Origin of the sequence: Teichococcus rhizosphaerae (assembly GCF_002631185.1) — a bacterium.
GTDB lineage: Bacteria > Pseudomonadota > Alphaproteobacteria > Acetobacterales > Acetobacteraceae > Pseudoroseomonas > Pseudoroseomonas rhizosphaerae.
In genome coordinates this window covers 47656-62467 of sequence record NZ_PDNU01000031.1, presented here as the reverse complement: position 1 = coordinate 62467, position 14812 = coordinate 47656, and the positions used below count along the sequence as shown (strand labels likewise).

16 protein-coding genes are annotated in these 14812 nt (G+C 70.5%); 4 read left to right on the top strand and 12 right to left on the bottom strand.

Annotation, left to right across the window (positions count from 1 at the left end; translation table 11 throughout):
• Nucleotides 1-133: 133 nt before the first annotated feature.
• On the top strand, nucleotides 134-337 hold the full coding sequence (locus CR162_RS15210; protein WP_099096383.1) for a heavy-metal-associated domain-containing protein: 204 nt from the start codon (nucleotides 134-136) through the stop codon (nucleotides 335-337).
• A 94-nt stretch (nucleotides 338-431) separates the two neighbouring features.
• Here the strand turns inward: CR162_RS15210 and CR162_RS15205 are convergent, their stop codons facing one another.
• The 12 genes from CR162_RS15205 to CR162_RS15150 form a co-directional block, all read right to left on the bottom strand.
• Nucleotides 432-794, bottom strand: coding sequence for a hypothetical protein (locus CR162_RS15205; RefSeq protein WP_099096382.1), 363 nt, complete (start codon nucleotides 792-794; stop codon nucleotides 432-434).
• A 170-nt stretch (nucleotides 795-964) separates the two neighbouring features.
• Nucleotides 965-1333, bottom strand: coding sequence for a hypothetical protein (locus CR162_RS15200; RefSeq protein WP_099096381.1), 369 nt, complete (start codon nucleotides 1331-1333; stop codon nucleotides 965-967).
• A gap of 176 nt (nucleotides 1334-1509) precedes the next feature.
• Nucleotides 1510-1983: a DUF411 domain-containing protein gene (locus CR162_RS15195; RefSeq protein WP_245870398.1), complete on the bottom strand. Its 474-nt coding sequence runs from the start codon at nucleotides 1981-1983 to the stop codon at nucleotides 1510-1512.
• Between the two features lie 10 nt (nucleotides 1984-1993).
• Entirely contained in the window at nucleotides 1994-3226 is a 1233-nt protein-coding gene (locus CR162_RS15190) for an ATP-binding protein (protein WP_099096379.1), read from the bottom strand.
• Complete coding sequence (locus tag CR162_RS15185; protein ID WP_099096378.1) at nucleotides 3223-3993, bottom strand: response regulator; 771 nt, start codon at nucleotides 3991-3993, stop codon at nucleotides 3223-3225. Before CR162_RS15185 ends, CR162_RS15190 begins: the two co-directional genes overlap by 4 nt.
• 160 nt (nucleotides 3994-4153) lie before the next feature.
• Nucleotides 4154-4912 (bottom strand): copper resistance protein B, encoded by a 759-nt coding sequence (locus CR162_RS15180; protein ID WP_099096415.1) that lies wholly within the window; start codon nucleotides 4910-4912, stop codon nucleotides 4154-4156.
• A 5-nt stretch (nucleotides 4913-4917) separates the two neighbouring features.
• On the bottom strand, nucleotides 4918-6927 hold the full coding sequence (locus tag CR162_RS15175; RefSeq protein WP_099096377.1) for a copper resistance system multicopper oxidase: 2010 nt from the start codon (nucleotides 6925-6927) through the stop codon (nucleotides 4918-4920).
• A 46-nt stretch (nucleotides 6928-6973) separates the two neighbouring features.
• A complete protein-coding gene (locus tag CR162_RS15170) occupies nucleotides 6974-7552 on the bottom strand; it encodes a cupredoxin domain-containing protein (RefSeq protein WP_099096376.1) in 579 nt (192 codons plus the stop codon).
• A gap of 570 nt (nucleotides 7553-8122) precedes the next feature.
• A complete protein-coding gene (locus CR162_RS15165; protein WP_141563167.1) occupies nucleotides 8123-8536 on the bottom strand; it encodes a hypothetical protein in 414 nt (137 codons plus the stop codon).
• Nucleotides 8537-8606: 70 nt separating this feature from the next.
• Complete coding sequence (locus CR162_RS15160; RefSeq protein ID WP_099096374.1) at nucleotides 8607-9932, bottom strand: sensor histidine kinase; 1326 nt, start codon at nucleotides 9930-9932, stop codon at nucleotides 8607-8609.
• Nucleotides 9929-10699, bottom strand: a complete 771-nt coding sequence (locus CR162_RS15155; RefSeq protein WP_099096373.1) for a response regulator transcription factor — start codon at nucleotides 10697-10699, stop codon at nucleotides 9929-9931. Before CR162_RS15155 ends, CR162_RS15160 begins: the two co-directional genes overlap by 4 nt.
• 163 nt (nucleotides 10700-10862) lie before the next feature.
• Nucleotides 10863-11447 (bottom strand): hypothetical protein, encoded by a 585-nt coding sequence (locus tag CR162_RS15150; protein WP_141563166.1) that lies wholly within the window; start codon nucleotides 11445-11447, stop codon nucleotides 10863-10865.
• Nucleotides 11448-11782: 335 nt separating this feature from the next.
• Here CR162_RS15150 and CR162_RS15145 point away from each other — a divergent pair, with 335 nt between their 5' ends.
• From CR162_RS15145 to CR162_RS15135, 3 genes are all read left to right on the top strand, one after another.
• Entirely contained in the window at nucleotides 11783-12148 is a 366-nt protein-coding gene (locus CR162_RS15145; RefSeq protein ID WP_099096371.1) for a hypothetical protein, read from the top strand.
• Nucleotides 12149-12233: 85 nt separating this feature from the next.
• Nucleotides 12234-13556: a TolC family protein gene (locus CR162_RS15140; protein WP_099096370.1), complete on the top strand. Its 1323-nt coding sequence runs from the start codon at nucleotides 12234-12236 to the stop codon at nucleotides 13554-13556.
• On the top strand, nucleotides 13556-14809 hold the full coding sequence (locus CR162_RS15135) for an efflux RND transporter periplasmic adaptor subunit (protein WP_099096369.1): 1254 nt from the start codon (nucleotides 13556-13558) through the stop codon (nucleotides 14807-14809). The genes CR162_RS15140 and CR162_RS15135 overlap by 1 nt, the downstream gene beginning before the upstream one ends.
• Nucleotides 14810-14812: the final 3 nt, after the last annotated feature.

Genomic DNA, 14812 nt, shown 5'->3' with positions numbered 1-14812 from the left:
GGCCGTTCCATTGGGCTGAGATGGAGATTCCCAGTGTGGGAAGGTCAAGGCGCTGGCCGAACCCTTGCGGCGCCTTGACCTTCCCACAGGGGCAAGCCCCACCTGTGGCGCGGTCACTCGCGAGGAGAGCACGATGTACCGCTTCGAGGTTCCCGGCATGAAGTGCGGCGGCTGCGCCAAGAAGGTGGAGCGCGCCGTGAAGTTCAAGGACGCGTCGGCCGGGTTCAGCGCCGACGTCGAAAACAGGCGGGTGACCGTCACCTCCTCCGTGCCGCAGGCGGAACTCGCCGCAGCCATTGAGGAGGCGGGTTACGCGAACCAGTCCGTCGCGGTCTGAGCGTCCAACGAACGAACCTCGCCCTGAACACTCCCGCCGGAGCAGCCCGCTCCGGCGGGGGCGACGCCGTACCATTCCCGGTATCTGCGGCCAGCTACATGTGATGCCGGACATGCGGGTTGCTCATCATCTCGGCCGTTCTCTCGCCATAGTGGTGATCAGGCTGGATGTAGGCGATACCGCCCGACTCTCCGCCAGTCGGAACCGGAACGCCAGGTACGGGGTGCGCGGCGCCGGGATCCAGGTAGCGGATTCGCAGGTTCTCTCCGTTCCCGGCAACGGCGACACGCCCGCCACCCACGACGTTCTCGTCATGGCCGGGCGGGTAGACCACGGCGAAGTTCTCGCCCTGCCCAACAACCTCGATGGGCCCGTTGGCGTGCGCCACCGCGGCGGAGGCGCCGACCGCCGCAAATAGGGAGAGGGCGAAAAGGACGGATTGGAAGCGGGGTGTCATAGCGGGATCCTCAATCAGGTTTGCCGTTGCTTGTCCGGCACCTGGAGAGGATGGGCCGCTACTGTGTCCGCCCGCTTGCGCCATCTTATCAATTGATGTCAGCGGAACTGCACCCTGTACCTGCGTGGGTGCGAGGCGGGGCGCCCCAGGGAGGCCCCGCCTCCATCTCATCAGTGGTTCATCATCTGGCAGTGCTGCATCATCTGCTGCATCTGCGGCGACAGCGAGCCCTGCTGCGCCTGGGCCCGCATCTGCTGACAGTGCTGCATCATCTGCTGCATGTTCATGCCGCCCATATTGTGGCCCTGCATGCTGGACATGTCGTGGCCGGGCATGGAGCCCATGCTGCCCTGGGCGCCACTGGTGGCCGTGGCGGCGGATGAGCCCGGCGGGGCGATCGGCGCCGGGCTCAAGGACATCTGCGACGAGGTCGGGGTCGCCGCCGGGGGGCCTCCGGGCTGCGCGCAGGCGGCGACGCCCAACAGCAGCGTCGCGGCCAAGGCGACCTTGCCGATCGCCTTCGATGTGATGTGGACCATGTGTCCTCCTAGGGGTGGCAGGGGTTCTTCAGGCGCCCCGGCCCGCCGCGGCCAGCCGGGGTGACGACGCCGCATGGCGCGTCGTGGGCCAGGGGCCGCAACCAACGCGCCACGCAGGGCGTGGGGTGACGGCAGGCCCTTGGATGGCCTGCCATGAACGGGGATGGCGACCGCGCTCACACGGCCTCCAGGCCGCGAAAGCGCATCCACGGCCGCCAGGCGCCGTCGCGGCCGAAGGCGACGACCTCGTAGGTCGAGGGCTCCGCGCCCGGGACTTCCATGCCCGGCACGCCGACCGGCATGGCGGGCACGGACAGCCCGGCGACGCCGCTGGGCCTTTCCTTGAGCAGCCGCCGGATGGCGGCGGCCGGGACATGGCCTTCCAGGGCGTAGTTGCCGACCTTCCCGGCGTGGCAGGACATCAGGTCGGGAGGCGTCCCGAGCGCCTGCCGGTGCGGGCCGACGACGTCCACCACCTTGTCGTCCACCTCGAAGCCCTCGGCCCGCAGGTGTTCGACCCAGCCGCCGCAGCAGCCGCAGGTGCGGTCCCGCCAGGCTTCCACCTTGGGCGAACCGCCGCAGGCCGTGGGCAGCACGGCCAGGCCGAGCAGGCCAATGGTGAAGCTCCGGCGCGTGTTCCAGGCGGGCATCGTCATTCTCCTAGGCTGGCCTGGGCAGGCGGATGCTGGCGCGCAGGCCGCCGCCCGCGAGGTTCTGGAGCGTCACCGAGCCGCCGTGGTGGCCGACCGCCTGGCGGGCGATGGCCAGACCGAGCCCCGAGCCGCCGGTGCCGCGGTTGCGGGACTCCTCGAGGCGGTAGAAAGGCTGGAAGACGCTCTCCAGCTGCTCCTCCGGGACCCCCGGCCCCGCGTCGTCGACGTGGACGACGAGCTCCCGGCCCCGGTCATCCAGCACCACCCGGGCCGAGGCGCCGTACTTCACCGCGTTGTCGATGACGTTGGCGAAGGCGCGCTTGAGCGCGATGGCCCGGCAGCGCAGCCGCGCCTGCGGCGGTCCCTCGTAGGTCACCGGCTTGCCCATGTCCTCGGCGTCGCCGCAGAGCGTCTGGAGCATCGCCGCGATGTCGGCGGACCGCACCTCCTCCTGCTCCTCGTCGCCCCGCAGGTAGGCCAGCGTGGAGCCGATCATGGCGTCCATCTCGTCGAGGTCGGCGTCGATCTGCCGCTGCACCTCGGCGTCGTCCAGGAAGCCCGCGCGCAGGCGCAGGCGCGCCAGGGGCGTGCGGAGGTCGTGGCTGACCGCCGCCAGCGCCTGTGTCCGGTCGGCGATGAGGCGGTCGATGCGCGCCTGCATGCGGTTGAAGGCCTGCGCCGCCTGCCGGACCTCGCGGGGTCCCTCCTCGGGAACGGTGACCGTCTGCCCCGGCCTTCCGATCCGGTCGGCGGCGTTGGAGAGCTCCCGCAGCGGCCGCGCGATGAGGCGCACCACCAGCAGCCCCAGCACCAGGATGCCGACCGCCATAGCGGTGGTGGAGAGCAGCGTGGCGTGCTCCGGCTGCGCCTGCAGCGGGTCGGCGTGGTACCAGAGGGAGCCGCCCGGCAGGCCGACCGTGCCCTCGGCCTCCCGGTGGCCCGTGAGGGCGAGATCCTCGGCCGCGACGGCGCCCTCCGCGGCGCCGGGCCGCCAGCGCACCTGGAAGCCCGGCGAGGACAGGGCCTGCGCCACGGCCTCGCGGGCGTCCGGCGGCACCATGCCGACGGCGCGGGCGGCGGCGGCGACCCGCTCGGCGGTGACCCGCTGCTGCGTGCTGCCCAGCAGGATGTCGCTGCCCGTCTGATGCAGCCACAGGCTGCCGACGTGGAAGGCCATGAGGCCGACCAGCAGCACCAGGATGATGCGTCCGGCCAGGGTGCTGGGCAGCAGGCGCCTCACCGGCGGGTCACCGCGGGGACGAACATGTATCCGGCGCCCCGGACGGTCTTGATGATGGCGGGGCTGTCCGGCAGCGGCTCCAGCTTGCGCCGGAGACGGCTGACCATCACGTCCACCGAGCGGTCGATGCTGTCCGAGATCCGGTTGCGGGCCAGGTCCAGCAGCTGGTCCCGGGACAGGACGCGCTGCGGGTGCTCGCAGAAGGCCAGCAAGAGGTCGTACTCGCCGCTGGACAGATCGACCGCCGAGCCGTCCGGCGCCGCCAGTTCGCGCCGCCGGGTGTCGAGCACCCAGTCCGCGAAGACCATGCGGTCGCCGCTGACCATCCCAGTCCGGTTCGCGCCCGCCTGGGCGCGCCTCAGGACGGCACGGATGCGGGCCAGGAGCTCCGGGCGGCTGAAGGGCTTGGGGAGGTAGTCGTCGGCGCCGAGCTCGAGGCCCACGACACGGTCGGCCTCCTCGCCACGTGCGGTCACCATGATGATCGGAACCTCCGACCTGGCGCGGAGCATCCGGCACAGGTCAAGCCCCGACTGGCCCGGCAGCATCACGTCCAGCAGCACGAGGTCCACCGGGGCAAGGGCGATGGTGTCCCACATCTCCGCGCCGTTCCGCGCGCCCGTCACCCGGAAGCCATTCTGGCGCAGGAACTTGGCGATCAGCGTGCGCATCTCGCCGTCATCCTCGACGACGAGGATGTGGGCCTCGGGGGGAAGCGGGCTGGCGGCCCGCGCCTCCCGCTCGGTCTCAGGATCGACCGGCGGCATCGGCTGATGCGGTCTGCGCTGCGAGTTCGGTCATGTCGGCGTCTCCCATCACGGCGAGGTCCATGCCCGCCCACAGTGGGGTGTGCACCGCACGGGGTAAACGCCGGGACGGCCGAAGGTCACCACCGCGGCGGGGGCGTGCGGAGCATCGTGGCTGACCTCAGAAGAACAGCCGGATGCCGGTCAGGAAGGCCCAGCCGCCGACGTCCTCGCCCTCGTTGCGGGCGTAGCGGGCTGTGTCGCCGAGCTTCCGCTCGTAGCTGACGCCGATGTAGGGCGAGACCTCGCGGGTGAACTCGTAGCGCAGGCGCAGCCCGGCCTCGACGTCGTTGAAGCCGCTGCCGACGCCGAGTTCGGGCACCTTCTGGAGCGCGAGGTTCACCTCGACGTTGGGCTGCAGCACCAGCCGCTGCGTGATGTAGGCGTCGTAGGACACCTCGGCGCGCGCCGAGAGGTCGCCCTTCTCGCTGACGAAGCCCTGGACGTCGACCTCGAACATGCCGGGCGCCAGCCCCTGCAGGCCGATGACGCCGTAGAAGCGGTCGGGGCGCGGGCGGATGTCGTAGCGGATACCGGCCTGGAAGTCCCAGTAGTAGCCGAGCAGGCGGGAATAGAGCAGCTGGACCTCGGCGCCCTCCACCGTGCCGTTCCGGGACGTCTCGCCCTCGGTCTTCAGCCAGACGCGGTTGACGTCGCCGCCGTACCAGGCCTGGCCGTCCCAGCGGCCGATGTTGGGGCCGTCCAGCCCCCAGCCGTATTCCAGCTTCTCGAACAGCACCGCGCCGGTGAACACCTCGTGGCTGAAGGGTGGCTCGGTGCTGTGCTGCATGGCCTGCGCCTGCGCTGGGGTGGCCTGGAGGACGCCCAAGGTCAGGACGCCCAGGGAGGCGGCGGCGGCCAGGATGCTCTTGGTCTTCATGGCCGTCACCGCGCCGCAGCCGTGCGGGGCGCCGACACGACCGACACCTTGCGCATCATCCCAGTCTCCATGTGGTAGAGCATGTGGCAGTGGAAGGCCCAGCCGCCGGGCGCGTCGGCCTCGATGTCCACGTCGACCGTCGAGCCGGGCTTGATGTTGACCGTGTGCAGCAAGGGGTTCTCGGCCCCGTTGCCGACCTGCGGCATCATCCACATGCCGTGCAGGTGCATCGGGTGGTTCATCATGGTCTCGTTGACGAAGCGGAAGCGCGCCCGCTCGCCGAGGTGCAGCTGGATGGGCTGCGCCTGGCTGAAGCTGTTGCCGTTGATGGACCAGAAGTACCGCTCCATGTTGCCGGTCAGCCGGATCTCGATGATCCGGGTCGGCTCGCGCACCGGGTAGAGCGGCCTGGCGGCGCGCAGGTCGCGGTAGGACAGCACGCGGGCGCCCGGCGGCGCGCCGACGTCGTTCACCAGGGGGTCCGGCATCGCCATGCCGCCATGGCCCATGCCGCCATGGCCCATGGCGCCGTGGTCCATTCCGGCCATGGCACCGGCGCCCGCCGCGCCATGGTTCATGCCGGGCATGTTGCCGTGGTTCATCCCGGCCATGGACGAGTGGTCCATGCCCTGCATGCCGGAGTGGTCCATCCCGGACATCGCCGCGTGATTCATACCGGGCATCGCCGAGTGGTCCATGCCCGCCATGGAGGAGTGATCCATGCCAGCCATGCTGCCGTGGTTCATGCCGCCCGCGGCGCCGTGCTGCATGCCCTGGGAGCCTCCGGCGGGCATCGGCATGGCGGAGTGGTCCATGCCGCCCATGTCCATCGGCGCGACGTGGCCGGGCGCGTCCACCTCCGGCATCGGCGTGCCGCGGTCGAGGCCCTTGGGCCCGTAGTTCATGCCCATGTCAGCCATGGTCAGGACCGGGCGCGGGCGGTGCGGCGGCAGCGGCAGCGCGGGCAGTCCCTCCTGGGTGGCCAGGCTGAACTGCGCGAAACCCTGGCGGCCCATGGATTCCGCCAACACCTGGTACTGGCGCCCGTCGCGCGGGCGGACCAAGACGTCGAATGTCTCGGCCGGGGCGATGCGGAACTCATCCACGGTGACCGGGCGGACGTTGTTGCCGTGCGCCTGCACCACGGTCATCTCGAGGCCGGGCACGCGCACGTCGAAATGGGACATGGCGCCGCTGTTGATGAAGCGCAGGCGTACCGTCTCGCCCGGCCGGAACACTGCGGTGAAGTTCTGCGCCGGAGTGTGGCCGTTGACGAGATAAGTGTAGCCGCCGACATCCTCGATGTCGGTCGGGTCCATCCGCATATCGCCCCACATGATGCGGTCGGAGACGATCGCCGAGCGGGCCGCACCATCGGGTGCGCGGCGGAGCTCGCCGACCAGGCTGGCCAGGGTGCGCTTGTTGTAGTTGTAGTAGCCGGGATCGCGCTTCAGGTTGGCGATGACGTGGCTCGGCGTCTCGTCGGTCCAGTCCGACAACTGGATGATGTAGTCGCGGTCGTAGCCGAAGGGCTCCGGAGTCGCCGGGTCGATGACGATGGAGCCGTAGATCCCGGACTGCTCCTGCAGGCCCGAGTGGCTGTGGTACCAGTAGGTCCCGGCCTGGACGAGCGGGAAGCGGTACTGGTGCGTGCTGCCCGCGTCGATGCCCTGGAAGCCGTCGCTGATGCCGGGCACGCCGTCCTGGCCGCTCGGCAGGATCAGGCCGTGCCAGTGGATCGAGGTGTGCTCGCGCAGCCGGTTGGCGACGTTGATCACCACCTCCTCGCCCTCGCGGAAGCGCAGAGCGGGACCCGGAATTTGCCCGTTGATGGCCATGGCCGGGCGGCGGCGCCCGGTGATGTTGGCGGTCACGTGGGACAGGGTCAGGTTGAACTCGCGCGGCATAGCCCGGCCGACGGCGGGCTGGGCCAGGGCTGCGGGCGCGGCCGGGAACGCCAGGGCGGCGACCCCGAGGCCCAGCGCCTGCCGCCTGCTCAGCTTGTCATTGGTCATCGTTCGATCCTTGGCCGCGATGGCGCGGCATACCCTTGCTGGCTGGTCAGCGCGAGAAGACGACGTTGCCCACCATCCCAGCCTCGTAGTGGCCCGGGACGTTGCAGGCGAACTCCAGTTCGGCGGCCTTGGTGAACTTGAAGACCATCTCCTCGGTCTTGCCGGGCTCGACCAGGACGGCGTTCGGGTCGTCGTGGCGCATCGGCGCCGCGCCGTGGTTCATGCCGCCGTGGCCACCGGCGCCATGGTTCATGCCCGGCATGCTGGAATGGTCCATGCCTGCCATGGCGTCCTTGCTGGTCGCGGACATCATGCCGCTCTCGAACATGGCCCGCATCTCGCGCTGGTGCTGCTGGTGCATGGCTGCGGTGCCGATGTTGAACTCGTGCAGGAACTCGCCCGCGTTGCGCACCCGGAAGCGGACGGTCTCACCGGCCCGGACCTGGATGCGCTGCGTCTGGTAGCTGTTGTCGCGCATGACGATGTCGACCGTCCGCTTGGCGTCCACGGCGCGGCCGCGGGCGCCGAACTCCTGGTAGGACTGGTCCGCGGCGGCGGGCTGGATTTGGGCCACGATGGCGAGGAGGGCCAGGGCGGCGGCCGCGGCGGAGGTGACAAGACGCATCTCTGGGCTTCCCGGTCTGTGCAGGCGCGGGAAAGGCAAGGCCCACGCTCGATGTGACGGGGTCAGGATGGCGGCCGAGTGCGAGCCGAAGATTGCCCGAGTGTGACAAGATATTTCAGGCTGCGGCGCCGCCTGCGCCATGGAGCGGCACCAGCCGTCCGGCCCAGCGGTCCATGTTCCGCTCGACCTGGTCGACGCCTGGCGTTTTGACCGATACGCCTATCGGTCTGCACCAGGAACGACGGGAGACCATGGTTCCTACGTTCCTACGTGACCAGCGCGTGTCCGCTCTGGAGAGCTCGGCTTCGAAGTGTGGATGAACGCCACTGGCGCTGAGCGGTCATGGCTGGGTCTGACCGCAAGCTGCCTGTCCGCTCCTGGGGCAGCAGCATGCGGAAGCGGACATGAGCGAGGGCGACCCGGCAAAGGGTTCGCCGGAGCGTCTCGATCAACAATCCGGTGCGAGCAGCATGGTGGTTGATGCCGTACCAGCGGCACGCCCCGGAACGACCATCGCGCGCAGCTATCCCGGTGCCCCGCGCCGAACTGAGCGCCGGGGCAACGGCGAACTCATCGCGCGGCCAGGGCGCCGGACGGAGATGGCACCCACACGATCTCCGTGTTCTCCCCTTGCTGGGCGATGACCGGTGTCATGCCCGCTGGCGGCATCTGCGCCTTGGAGCGGTCGAAATAGGTGATGGTGAGGTTTTCGCCCGCCCCGCCGGTCAGTGCGACGGCGCCGCCTCCGGCGACGTTGTTCCTCGGACCTGGGCCATAGTCGATGATCGTGTTCTCGCCGTTGGCTACGACGCGCGGGTACGAGGGGGATTCATCCAGGCCCGCGCAGCCTGCCATGAGGAAAGAAAGGGTCGCCGCCCATATCAGTCGAGACTTCGGCATCATCGGTTCCTGCGTAAACAGCGCCTGGTGCGCTGGCCCGGTGATGTACGGATCCAATCGTGCGGTGGCCTGACCGGATTGCATCGAATTCTTACGGGAAGGTGGCTGGAGCGCCAATTGGCAGCAATGGCGGACGATCGCCCTAGGCTAGCCGTCAGGCCGCCCGGGCACTTGGGAGGGTGAGCTTCACGACAGTCCCGATGCCCTGGACGCTCTGCATCTCCAGGCGGCCGCCATGGGCCTCGGCGATGGCCTTGGCGGTGGGCAGCCCAAGTCCGCTTCCTTCACCCGCCGCCCGCGCCTCGTCCGCCCGGAAGAACGGCTCGAAGACCCGTTCGAGATCGACCGGCGCCACGCCCGGGCCGCTGTCGCCCACGGCCACGACGGCCTCATCCCCGCGTCGGAGCACCTCCACCCAGGGGGAGCGCCCGTACTTGATGGCGTTGCCGAGCACGTTGCGGATCGCACGCTTCAGGGCCGTCGGTTGCGCGAGGACAGTGGAGTCCTGGTAGTCACGCTCCTCGAGGAGGGCACCCTCCTCGGCGCACTCATCGACCACCACCTGAACCAGCGAGACCAACGAAATCCTCGTCGCGGCTTCCCCGCCATCCCCGCCACGCAGATAGGCCAAGACGTCCGTCACCATCTCGGCCATCTCGCGGACGTCCTGGAGCATCCGGCCTCTGGCATGGCCGTCGGCGATGTCCTCCGCCCTGAGGCGCATGCGGGCGAGTGGCGAGAGCAGGTCGTGCGAGAGCGCGCCAAGGGCCAGCGACCGCTGCTGCAGCAGTTCCCTGGTTCGGGACGTCGCGGCCTCCAGGGCTTCGGCGACCTCCCGCACCTCGGTGGGCGAAGCCAGCCCGTCCAGCTTGAGGACACCGTCGGCAGGCAGGTTCCGCGCACGCGTGGCCAGGAGGGCCATTGGCTTGGCGACCAGACGGGAGGCGAAGGCCGCAAGCGCCAGGAGCGTCACCGCCGTCAGGATGATGGCGATGCGGAAGGCCATGTCGTCGGCGCTGAGCAGCGAGACCGCGCGGAGCCGGGCGTTCACCCACGTGCTGTCCGCCAGTTGGACGCTGATCGCGACGTCCTGGACATTCCCGGAGGTGCCGGACGCATCCAGCCTGACACGGACGGCCCGCCACTCCGGCGGGCCGGACACGATGGCCCTGAGATCGTCGTCGAGGTCGCTGCCGTCGGGCACGGCCGTGCGCGCGGACCACTCCACCTCCATGTCGGGAGTGGAGTTGCGCCTGGCCGCGCCTGTCCGCTCGTCGGGTGGAAGCGAGGCGATCTGCCGGACCGTCGAGTAGATGCGGGACACCGCCACCTCCGCCGCGCCGCGCTCGGCGGCCCCACGGAGGATGTAGCCGTGCAGGGCGAGGCTGACCCCGAGGAGCACGACGAGCGCCAGCGCGCCGGGCGCGAGGATCAGCAGTGCGAAGGAGTTCAGCCACCGCGGGCGTCGAGACGCCGTCACCGCCAGCTCACTGGGGCGGCGAGCATGTACCCGGCGCCCCGGAGCGTCTTGATGATCTCCTCGCCGCGCCCGCCGAGCTTGGAGCGGAGCCTGCTGATCTGCGCGTCGACCGACCGCTCGAGGCCGCCCAGCGCCCGGCCGCGCGCGATGTCGAGCAGCTGCTCGCGCGAGAGGATGCGCTGGGGGCGCTCCACGAAGGCGAGGAGCAGGTCGTACTCGCCGCTGGTGAGCTCGATCCGGCTGCCGTCCGGGGCCGTCAGCTCGCGCTGCCGGGTGTCCAGCAGCCAGCCCCGGAACTCCGCCCGGTCGCGCCTGGCGTCCTGCTCCTCCGGGCTCATCCGCTGGCGCCTGCGGAGCACGGCGCGGATCCTCGCCACCAGTTCCCGCGAGTCCGGCGGCTTTACGATGTAGTCGTCCGCACCCAGTTCGAGCCCGATGACCCGATCGTGGGCCTCGCCGAGGGCGGTCAGCAGGATGATGGGCACCGCGCTCCTCGCCCTGATCTCCCGGCAGATCTCGAAGCCGGAGATGCCGGGGAGCATGACGTCGAGGAGGAGCAGGTCGACGTGGCTGCCTTCCATGATGTCCCGCATCTCCACGGCGTTCCTCGCCCCGTTGGCCCGGAAACCGCTCCGCCGCAGCATCTGGAGCAGCAGGGCGCGGAGGTCGCCGTTGTCCTCGACGAGGAGGATGCTGAAGCCCTCGCCGGACAGCACGGGCGGATCGTCGGTACTCGTTATAATATAACCTGGCTCCGGGTTCTTCATTCTTCTGGCGCTTGGTCCGGCTTTACTTCGAAGTGTTTCCGGGAGCCATCACCTGCGCTGCCGCCGGAAGCAAGTTACTGTCTATTGCCGCTGGTCACAAAGAAGGAGCTGCCCGCGCCCTGGTGGCGTCGGGCAGCTCCCGCCCTGTCCTCGGATGCGGTGGTCAGGAACCCGACGGGCGGGTGATCACCTCGGTGGCCTGCCAGCTGGTCACGTCGGGACTCATGGTGGCGTTCATGTGGTCCACGACGGACCTGACCGGCGTGCCGCTCGCCCGGTCGATCCACAGCGTCTCCGTGAAGACGTAGTTCGTCCCCACGATGGAGAAGATCCGGCGCACCTTCACCGCGTCGAAGGACCCGGCGTGCACGTCAACCCGCTCCTGGCCCAGGATCTGCCACTTCTCGTTGGCGGTGGTGCTGTTGCCGTAGCGGTCGCTGCCGAAGTAGTCGATGTTGACCACGCGGCTCGGGCCGCCCTTCCATTCCGCGAAGGTCGACAGGAGCTGCTTGCCCCCGGCGTTGAAGAAGGCCGACTGCGTGCTCCAGTAGCCCAGGAAGCGCGGCTGACGCGCCTGGTCGAGGCAGACGAGGGGGGACGCGGGGTCGGCGCCGCGGTAGGCGATCGTCGGCAGGTTGGTCCGCTCGACCTTGCTGCCCGGCGCCGGGCAGCGGAGGCTGGCTTCCTGGGCCGACAGGCCGGTGGAGACCACCATCAACGCGCCTGCCACGAGTGCGAACTTCAGCATCATAGGGATCCTTTCCAGGTGGCGGACAGGAGCGCTGCCCGTGCCGCTGACGAAAGGCTACCGGCGATTTTTCATGCCCCGCTGACGGAGGCGCATCGTTTTGTGACGGCGCCAGATGGCGGATAGTCCGGGCGGCGACGCGTGGTAGATGGCGGCCTCCCGAGGAGGAAGTTCCGGCCCGCATGCCCCCTGTCTCCGCTCCCCGCCCAAGGCCCGTGCTCCGGGCGAAGCCCATTCGCAAAGCGTGGGCTTGGGCTTCAGGTGATTCGGGGCCAGGAGCGGACATGCCCGTTTGCGTGACAGGCCCGATGAAATCGACTAGTCCGGCTCCTGGCATGTGGACCAAGGGCACATCGTCGGTCGTGTCGGCGCTTCGCGCGGGGATCATCGCGATCTTCTGCGCGCTGGCAATCCTGCTCGCCGTCATGCCCGCGCACGCGGCAGACGACGCGGCGGGTGGACCGATGGCCGCCATCGAGGCCGCCTTCTCCGAAGGCGTGGACGAGGAGCCCGCGGCCCGACCGGACACGCTGCCGGGTCACGGTAGCGGCCCGTTCTGCGGCCATGTCGCGCTGCTCCGCTCGTCCGCCGTCGCCATGTGTCCACCGGCCGACGAAGCCTCCCCAAGAAGTTCCTTTGCCCCGGCGCACGCCCTTGTGCCCGGACCGTCGGAACTGCTGACCAAACCCCCCCGCGCCTGAAGCCTGCCTGTTCCTGTCGGCCACGCACGGCCTCCTGAGGGAGCGCCTGCGTGGGCTGCTTACGGCTCGCTTTTCAGGTGCTTCGATGACAATCAAGGTCTTCTGCTTGGCGGCGGTCCTCGCCGTCGCCCCGGTCATGGCCCGCGCGCAAAACGCTCACCCGGCCGCGGCTCCGCTCACCATCACCTCGCCCCAGCAGGCGGTCGAGGCAGCGCTCAACGTATCCCCCACGCTCCGGGGTGCCGGGGCCGCCCGGCAGGCCGTGCAGGCGGACGCCCTGCAGGCGCGGCTGCGCCCAAACCCGGAGCTTAACAGTTCCTTCGAGAACTTCGGCGGCTTCGGCGGCCGCAACGAGAACCGGGGCTTCACGACGCTGGAGACCACGATTGGCCTGTCCCAGCGCATCGAGCTGGGTGGCAAGCGCGGCGCCCGGATGGACTACGCGGCCCGGAACACGGCCGTGGCCGAGCTCGACTTCAATGGGGTGCGGTTGGAGGTCGCGCGCGAGGTCGTCACCGCCCTGGCGGCGGCGGAGGCCGCGAGCCGGTTGGCCGAGGTGGAGCGTGGGCGCGCACGTCTCGCCGCCGAGACGCTGCGGGCCTCCCGTGGCCGGGTCGAGGCGGGCCGCGACCCGCTCCTGCAGGCCGAGCGGGCCGAAGTCGTGCGGGTCACCGCCGACATCGCCGCCGAACGGGCTCAGCGCGAGGTCGAGATCGCCCTGGCCGACCTGGCTGTCCTCATCGGCGTGCCGCGGGTCGCACTGGCGCCGCGCCAGCCCTGGTTCGAGGACATCGGGCCAGCCCCCACGCGCCCCGCGCAGGCCGATCCCCTGGCCCGGCTGGCGGCGAACCCCGAACTGGCCCGGCTGGACGCCGCCATCGCGCAGCAGCGCTCCAACCTCAATCTCCAGCGTTCCAACGCGGTGCCCGACCTGACCGTAAACGCCGACGTGCGCCGGTTCGGCGACACAGGCGAGACCGCCTTCGTCGCGGGCGCCTCCATCCCGCTTCCCTTCTTCGACCGCAACCAGGGTGGCATCGCCCGGGCCCACGCCGAGCTGACCCAGGCTGAGGTGGCGGCCGAGCGGGGGCGCAGCGCGCTCGTCGCCCAACTGGTGGCCGCGGAGGAGCGCCTGGCGCTCGCTTGGCGCACCGTGCAGAGCCTCCGCCGCACCGCCCTGCCGTCCGCCGAGCAGGCGGCCCGCTTCGCGTCGGGCGGGTTCAGCGAGGGCCGCTTCGGCTTCCTGGAAGTCCTGGACGCGCAACGCGCCCTCTCGGACACCCGCGCCCAGCTGGTCGAGGCCTACCGCGACTTCCACACCATCCGCGCGGCCGTGCAGCGCCTGCGGGGCGAGGCGCCCGCCGCGCCGCCCCAGCCCATGAACATCCAGACCAGGAGTGCGCGTTGATGCTCCGCATGACCTTGATGGCCGGGGCCGCCCTTGGCGGGCTCGCGGTCGCCACCGTCTTCCCCTCCATCCCCGAAGCCACCCGCAACCTCGTGGGCCTGCCCGTGCCGCCCGCCGTCGGGGCGTCACCGGCGTCCGCAGAAACCCCGAAAGGTGACGGGCACGGCCATGCCGAGGGCGGAGAGCACGCCGAAGGCGAGGAAGGTCACATCGAGATGACCGCCGAGCAGGTCGAGGCGGCCGGGATCCGCGTCGCCGCGGTTCAACCTGGCGTGCTGGTAAGCCGGGCGGCCGTGCCCGGCGTCCTGTCCGCCAGCCAGGACCGGCAGGCGCGGGTGACCGCCCGCCTCGGCGGCATCGTCTCCGAGGTGCGCAAGACCCTGGGCGACGAGGTCGCCAAGGGCGACGTGCTGGCGGTGCTCGAGAGCCGCGAGGTGGCCGACGCCAAGGGCGAGTTCCTGGCGGCCACCCGGGTCGCCGCCCTCGCCGAGACCACCCTGGCGCGGGAGGCCCGCCTCTGGCGCCAGCGCATCTCCGCCGAGCAGGAGTTCCTCCAGGCCCGCACCGCGGCCGAGGACGCCCGCATCAAGGTCGACCTTGGCCGTGCCCGGCTCGCGGCTTTCGGCCTGTCGGAGGCCGAGGTCGCGGCACTGGCCCGCCAGCCCGCCGCCACCCTGCGGCGCCTGGAGCTCCGCGCGCCCATCGCGGGCCGAGTGACGGCCCGCAACGCCGTCCTCGGCGCCGCCGTCGCCGCCGACGCGGAGGTCTTCTCGGTCGCTGACCTGTCCACCCTCTGGGTCGAGATGACCATCCCGCCGCGGGACGTCCCGATGGCCCGGCAGGGCCAGACCGTCCTCGTCACCGGCGAGGGGGACGCGCGCGCGGAAGGGAAGATCGTCTTCCTGAGCCCGGTCCTGGACCCCGAGACCCGCTCGGCGCGGGCCGTGGCCGAGATCCCCAACGCCGACGGTGCCTGGCGGGCCGGTGGCTTCGTCACGGCGCACCTCTCGACGGCCGAGCAGCCCGTGGACGTGCTCGTGCCCCGGGAGGCCGTTCAGGAGGTCGAGGGCAACAAGGTCGTCTTCGTCCGGAACGAGGAGGGCTTCGAGCTGCGCGAGGTGGCGCTCGGGCGCGAGGACGCGAACGGCTACGAGGTCGTCTTCGGGCTGGACGCCGGGACGGAGATCGCGGTCGGCAACGCCTTCTCGCTCCGGGCCGAACTCAGCAAGTCCGAAGCCGGTCATGCGCATTGAGAA

Excerpts from the sequence above, each read along its gene's own strand:
- CR162_RS15210 (WP_099096383.1), top strand. The coding sequence starts at position 134 with ATGTACCGCTTCGAGGTTCCCGGCATGAAGTGCGGCGGCTGCGCCAAG.
- CR162_RS15205 (WP_099096382.1), bottom strand. The coding sequence starts at position 794 with ATGACACCCCGCTTCCAATCCGTCCTTTTCGCCCTCTCCCTATTTGCG.
- CR162_RS15200 (WP_099096381.1), bottom strand. The coding sequence starts at position 1,333 with ATGGTCCACATCACATCGAAGGCGATCGGCAAGGTCGCCTTGGCCGCG.
- CR162_RS15195 (WP_245870398.1), bottom strand. The coding sequence starts at position 1,983 with ATGCCCGCCTGGAACACGCGCCGGAGCTTCACCATTGGCCTGCTCGGC.
- CR162_RS15185 (WP_099096378.1), bottom strand. The coding sequence starts at position 3,993 with ATGCCGCCGGTCGATCCTGAGACCGAGCGGGAGGCGCGGGCCGCCAGC.
- CR162_RS15180 (WP_099096415.1), bottom strand. The coding sequence starts at position 4,912 with ATGAAGACCAAGAGCATCCTGGCCGCCGCCGCCTCCCTGGGCGTCCTG.
- CR162_RS15175 (WP_099096377.1), bottom strand. The coding sequence starts at position 6,927 with ATGACCAATGACAAGCTGAGCAGGCGGCAGGCGCTGGGCCTCGGGGTC.
- CR162_RS15170 (WP_099096376.1), bottom strand. The coding sequence starts at position 7,552 with ATGCGTCTTGTCACCTCCGCCGCGGCCGCCGCCCTGGCCCTCCTCGCC.
- CR162_RS15165 (WP_141563167.1), bottom strand. The coding sequence starts at position 8,536 with ATGCAATCCGGTCAGGCCACCGCACGATTGGATCCGTACATCACCGGG.
- CR162_RS15155 (WP_099096373.1), bottom strand. The coding sequence starts at position 10,699 with ATGAAGAACCCGGAGCCAGGTTATATTATAACGAGTACCGACGATCCG.
- CR162_RS15150 (WP_141563166.1), bottom strand. The coding sequence starts at position 11,447 with ATGCTGAAGTTCGCACTCGTGGCAGGCGCGTTGATGGTGGTCTCCACC.
- CR162_RS15145 (WP_099096371.1), top strand. The coding sequence starts at position 11,783 with ATGTGGACCAAGGGCACATCGTCGGTCGTGTCGGCGCTTCGCGCGGGG.
- CR162_RS15140 (WP_099096370.1), top strand. The coding sequence starts at position 12,234 with ATGACAATCAAGGTCTTCTGCTTGGCGGCGGTCCTCGCCGTCGCCCCG.
- CR162_RS15135 (WP_099096369.1), top strand. The coding sequence starts at position 13,556 with ATGCTCCGCATGACCTTGATGGCCGGGGCCGCCCTTGGCGGGCTCGCG.